Origin of the sequence: Pseudomonas juntendi, assembly GCF_009932375.1 — a bacterium.
GTDB lineage: Bacteria > Pseudomonadota > Gammaproteobacteria > Pseudomonadales > Pseudomonadaceae > Aquipseudomonas > Aquipseudomonas juntendi.
In genome coordinates, this window is the sequence record NZ_BLJG01000170.1 from 1 (window position 1) to 5,577 (window position 5,577).

Here is a 5,577-nt window from a genome sequence, read left to right on the forward strand (position 1 = left end):
GCTTGCCCGCTGCCACAGGGTGGATGCAGGTTTCGAAAACTGCACCGTACCTGTGGCAGCGGGCAAGCCCGCAAAGCAGGCGCCGCGGTCTCAAGGGGTACGGTTACGCCGCGTCTCGATGATGTTCGGCAACTGCGAGATGCGCCCCAACAACCGCCCCAGCGCGTCCAGGCCTGGAATTTCGATGGTCAGCGACATCAGCGCGGTGTTGTCTTCCTTGTTCGAACGGGTGTTCACCGCCAGCACGTTGATCTTCTCGTTCAGTAGCACCTGCGACACATCGCGCAGCAACCCCGGGCGGTCGTAGGCACGGATGACGATGTCGACCGGGTAGGTCTGCACCGGTATCGGCCCCCAGCTCACCTGGATCATGCGCTCCGGTTCCTTGCCTGCCAGTTGCAGCACCGAGGCGCAATCCTGGCGGTGAATGCTCACGCCACGGCCTTGCGTGATGTAACCGACGATGGCATCGCCCGGCAGTGGCTGGCAGCAGCCGGCCATCTGCGTCAGCAGGTTGCCAACCCCCTGGATCTGGATGTCGCCACGCTTGCCGGATCGCGGCCCGGCAGGCTTGCGCGGCACCAGTTCGATCTGCTCGATGCGCTCGGGCTCCAGCAACTGCTGGGCAGCGTTGACCAGGTGCGCCAGGCGCAGGTCGCCAGCACCGAGCGAAGCGAACATGTCTTCGGCGGTCTTGACGTTGGTTTTCTCCGCCAGGCGCTCGAAGTCCACCTGCGGCAGGCCCAGGCGGCTGAGCTCCCGTTCGAGCAAGGTCTTGCCGGCGGCCACGTTCTGGTCGCGCGCCTGCAGCTTGAACCAGTGCACGATCTTGGCCCGGGCCCGCGACGTGGTGACATAGCCCAGGTTGGAGTTCAACCAGTCACGGCTCGGGTTGCCGTGCTTGCTGGTGATGATCTCGACCTGCTCGCCCGTCTGCAGGCTGTAGTTCAGCGGCACGATCCGGCCGTTGATCTTGGCGCCGCGGCAGTTGTGGCCGATTTCGGTGTGCACGCGGTAGGCGAAGTCCAGCGGTGTCGCACCCTTGGGCAGGTCGATGGCATGCCCGTCCGGGGTAAACACATAAACCCGATCCGGCTCGATGTCGACCCGCAGTTGCTCGGCCAGGCCACCGATGTCGCCCAGCTCTTCGTGCCATTCCAGCACCTGGCGCAGCCAGGAGATCTTTTCTTCGTAGTGGTTGGAGCTTGGCTTGACGTCGGTGCCTTTGTAGCGCCAGTGGGCGCACACGCCAAGCTCGGCTTCCTCGTGCATGCCGTGGGTACGGATCTGCACTTCCAGCACCTTGCCTTCAGGCCCGATTACCGCCGTGTGCAACGAGCGATAGCCGTTCTCCTTGGGGTTGGCGATGTAGTCGTCGAACTCTTTGGGGATGTGCCGCCACAAGGTGTGGACGATACCCAGTGCGGTATAGCAGTCGCGAATTTCCGGCACCAGCACACGCACTGCGCGCACATCGTAGATCTGGCTGAATTCCAGGCCTTTGCGCTTCATCTTGCGCCAGATCGAATAAATGTGTTTTGCCCGGCCGCTGATGTCGGCTTTCACCCCGGTGGCCAGCAGTTCGTTCTGCAGCTGGTTCATCACGTCGCTGATGAACCGTTCGCGGTCCAGCCGGCGCTCGTGCAGCAACTTGGCGATCTGTTTGTACTGCTCGGGCTCCAGGTAGCGGAAGGACAAGTCCTCCAGTTCCCACTTGATATGGCCGATACCCAGGCGGTGCGCCAACGGCGCATAGATGTCGAACACCTCACGCGCGACGCGCAGGCGTTTCTCATCGTCGGCCGCCTTGACCGCACGGATGGCGCAGGTCCGCTCGGCCAGCTTGATCAGCGCCACGCGTACGTCATCGACCATGGCCACAAGCATCTTGCGCAGGTTTTCGACCTGCGCCTGCGAGCCCAATACCAGCGACTGCCGCGGGCTGAGGCTGGCGCTGATGGCGGCCATGCGCAACACGCCGTCGATCAGCTTCGAGACCACCGGCCCAAAGCGCTGGCTGACCTCGGCCAGCGTGACCTTCCCCTCGCGCACCGAACGGTAGATGACCGCGGCCACCAGCGAATCCTGGTCGAGCTTGAGGTCGGCGAGGATTTCGGCAATTTCCAGCCCTGCCTGAAAGCTGGACGTGCCGTCCGCCCAGGAATGCTTGGCGGGGTTGCCCTTTTTTTCGACCTCGTGAGCAAACTCGCAGGCTTCTTTCAGCGCTGCGCGATCCAGTGCCGAATCGACACTTACCACATGATCCAGCCATGCATCGAGATTGATACTGCCGTCCGTGTTGACCGGCTGGTGCACTCTCACCTGTACCATCTTGTTTTACCTTTCCATACAGCGCTGCACTCACGGCGGCGCTGGCGATCACCGTACAGCCACCCTTCCGTGGCGGCCGCACCAAGGGGCCAGTCAGCTAGCCCGCTTCGAATAACGCCATGGCCTCGACATGCGCCGTTTGAGGAAACATGTCGAGAATCCCGGCCCGTGTTAACCGGTACCCCTGGCCGGCCAGCACCTGGGCGTCTCGCGCCAGTGTGGCCGGGTTGCACGATACATAGACCAGCCTGCTGGCCTTGAGGCGGGCGATGCCTTGCACCACCTCGTAAGCACCGTCGCGCGGTGGGTCCAAGAGTACCGCAGAAAAGCCCTCGGCGGCCCATCCGGTGCCGGCCAATGGCTGCGATAAATCGGCCTGAAAAAACCGTGCGTTATGCACATTGTTGTTTCTGGCGTTGGCCGCGGCCCGATCGACCATGGCCTGCACACCTTCCACTGCTACCACTTCACGCGCCAGGCGTGCCAGCGGCAGGGCGAAGTTGCCCAGGCCGCAGAACAGGTCGAGCACCCGCTCATCGGCCTGCGGCGCAAGCCAGGCCAGCGCCTGCTCGATCATCGCCGTATTGACCTGGGCGTTGACCTGCACGAAGTCGCCAGGGCGCCAGGCCAGCTCAAGCTGCCACGGCGCCAGGGCAAAGCCCAATGGCGCCGCAGGTTCGACGGGCGCCGGTTCACCTTCGCCTTGCAGCCATAACTGCGCGTTGGCCTGCTCGCAGAACGCCTGTAACCGGGCCAGGTCCTGCGCCGGCAATGGCGCCACATGGCGCACCAGCAGCGCTTCGGCAGAGCCGCTGAACAGCTCCACATGGCCCAGGGCCTGCGGTTTTTCCAGCGAACGCAGCACCGTCGGCAGGTGGCGCAGAATCGACTGCAAGGGCTGTACCAGCACCGGGCAATCGTCGATGGCGATGATGTCCTGGCTGGCTTCGGCACGGAAGCCGACGTGCAGCTCACGCGCCTTGACGTCCCAGCGCACCGCCACGCGAGCACGGCGCCGGTAGCCGAACGCTGGCCCGCTAAGCGGCGGCGCCCAGGCGTCGGGCTGCACACCGGCCACCCGTTGCAGTTGTTCGGCCAAGGTCCGCTGCTTCAGCGCCAGTTGCGCCTCGTGCGGCAGGTGCTGCAGGGTGCAGCCACCACAGCGGCTGTAATGGCGACAGGGGGCTTCACGGCGCTCGGGGCTGGCCTGCAGCACACGCTCCAGGCGGGCCTCGACCACCTTGCCGCGCGCATTGAGCACCCGCGCTTCCACAGCCTCACCGGCCAGGGCGCCACTGACGAACCAGGTACGCCCTTCATGGAAGGCAATGCCACGGCCGTCGCCGGCCAGGCGCTCGATGTCCAGGCGCTGCTTCTTGCCCACGGGGACCTGGGGGCTGCGGCTACCGCCGGCCGGCTGGAAGCGCAGGCCGCTGTTGGTTTTTTTCTTGGTCATTTAGCTGGGATCGAACAGGCCGGTGGACAGGTAACGGTCACCGCGGTCGCAAATGATCGCCACCATTACTGCATGCTCCACCTCACGGGACAGGCGCAGCATGGCGGCAACCGCACCACCGGAAGACACGCCGCAGAAAATGCCCTCTTCGCGGGCAAGGCGGCGGGTGGTGTCTTCGGCTTCCTGCTGCGACATGTCGACCACGCGGTCTACGCGCGTGGCGTCGAAGATCTTCGGCAGGTACTCCTGCGGCCAACGGCGGATACCCGGGATGGCCGAACCTTCCATCGGTTGCAGGCCGATGATCTGCACCGCCGGGTTTTGCTCCTTCAGGTACTGCGAGCAGCCCATGATGGTGCCGGTGGTCCCCATGGAGCTGACGAAATGGGTGACGCTGCCCTGTGTCTGCTGCCAGATTTCCGGGCCGGTGCTGTTGTAGTGGGCAACCGGGTTGTCACCGTTGGCGAACTGGTCCAGCACCAGGCCGCGGCCTTCACGCTGCAGCTTCTCGGCCAGGTCGCGGGCACCTTCCATGCCCTCTTCCTTGGTCACCAGAATCAGCTCGGCGCCGTAGGCGGTCATGGCCGCCTTTCGCTCAGCGGTGGAGTTGTCCGGCATGATCAGGATCATCTTGTAGCCCTTGATCGCCGCTGCCATCGCCAAGGCGATGCCGGTGTTGCCGGAGGTGGCTTCGATCAGGGTGTCACCGGGCTTGATCTGGCCACGCAACTCGGCGCGGGTGATCATCGACAGGGCCGGGCGGTCCTTCACCGAGCCGGCGGGATTGTTACCTTCGAGCTTGAGCAGGAGGGTATTGCTGGTTTGGCCAGCAATGCGCTGCAGGCGAACCAGTGGCGTATTGCCGACGCAATCGGCGATGGTTGGGTACTGCAAGGTCATGGTGTATTTCACAATCCGGACGGCAGGGGCGCCTATCATACCGGCAAACCCTTCCCCGCCATATCACGCAATCTGTAGTGGATATAGCTACAGGCTATATGATGGGGGCTGCTGCACCGGCAACCTCATGCACAGGCGTAACCCGCGCTTGCCGTTCTGCGCCCACAGCGTGCCACCCTGGCGCTGGATGGCGCTGCGGGCAATGCTCAGCCCCAGGCCAAAGCCACCCACGCCGGGCCGCGAACCGTCCAGGCGCAAGAACGGCGCGAAAATCCGCTCCAGCTCATCGTCGCCCACGCCACCGCCCTCGTCTTCCAGCCACAGGCACCAGTAGCCACCTTCACGTTGCCCACCCAAGCGCACGACACCGTCGGCCGGCGAATACCGAATGGCATTGCGCAGCAGGTTCTCCAGCGCCTGGGCCAAGTGGTTGAGGTTACCCTGCACCCAGCAACCGTCTGGTACTTCGCAACGCAGCCGCGTGGGCGCCCAGCCACTTTCATAGCAGGCATTCTCGGCCAGCAGGTCCCACAAGGCCTGAACCTCGATCGGCTCCAGGTTCATCGGCGCACGCTCGGCGTCCTGCCAGGCCAGTTGCAGGGTTGCCTCGACCAGTTGCTGCATGCCGTCCAGTTCCCGACCAAGGCGCTCGCGCAGGCGTTGCAGATCGGTTTCCCCGTCGCAAGCCACGCGCAAACGGCTCAGGGGGGTGCGCATTTCATGGGACAAGTCGCGCAGCAGCTGTTGTTGCAGGGTGACGGTGCCCTGGAGCCGCTCGGCCATCTGGTCGAAGGCGCGGGCCAGTTCCCCCAGCTCGTCGTGCCGGGCGATGAGCCGCGAATCAAGGCGAGCCGAAAGCTGGTCGGCACGCCAGGCCCGGGCCTGCTCGC

The 5,577-nt window shown here is 64.5% G+C and carries 4 protein-coding genes; all 4 read right to left on the reverse strand.

What is annotated here, in order from left to right:
- Positions 1-90 precede the first annotated feature (90 nt).
- Positions 91-2,331: a GTP diphosphokinase gene (gene relA, locus GYA94_RS20220; RefSeq protein ID WP_009684292.1), complete on the reverse strand. Its 2,241-nt coding sequence runs from the start codon at positions 2,329-2,331 to the stop codon at positions 91-93.
- Positions 2,332-2,428: 97 nt separating this feature from the next.
- Positions 2,429-3,787 carry a 23S rRNA (uracil(1939)-C(5))-methyltransferase RlmD gene (gene rlmD / locus GYA94_RS20225; RefSeq protein WP_110679045.1) on the reverse strand — a complete coding sequence of 453 codons (1,359 nt, stop codon included), beginning with the start codon at positions 3,785-3,787 and terminating at the stop codon, positions 2,429-2,431.
- Complete coding sequence (gene cysM / locus GYA94_RS20230; protein WP_033690658.1) at positions 3,788-4,687, reverse strand: cysteine synthase CysM; 900 nt, start codon at positions 4,685-4,687, stop codon at positions 3,788-3,790.
- Positions 4,688-4,774: 87 nt separating this feature from the next.
- Positions 4,775-5,577: HAMP domain-containing sensor histidine kinase (locus GYA94_RS20235; protein WP_161892961.1), on the reverse strand; the 803-nt coding region annotated here is incomplete at its 5' end.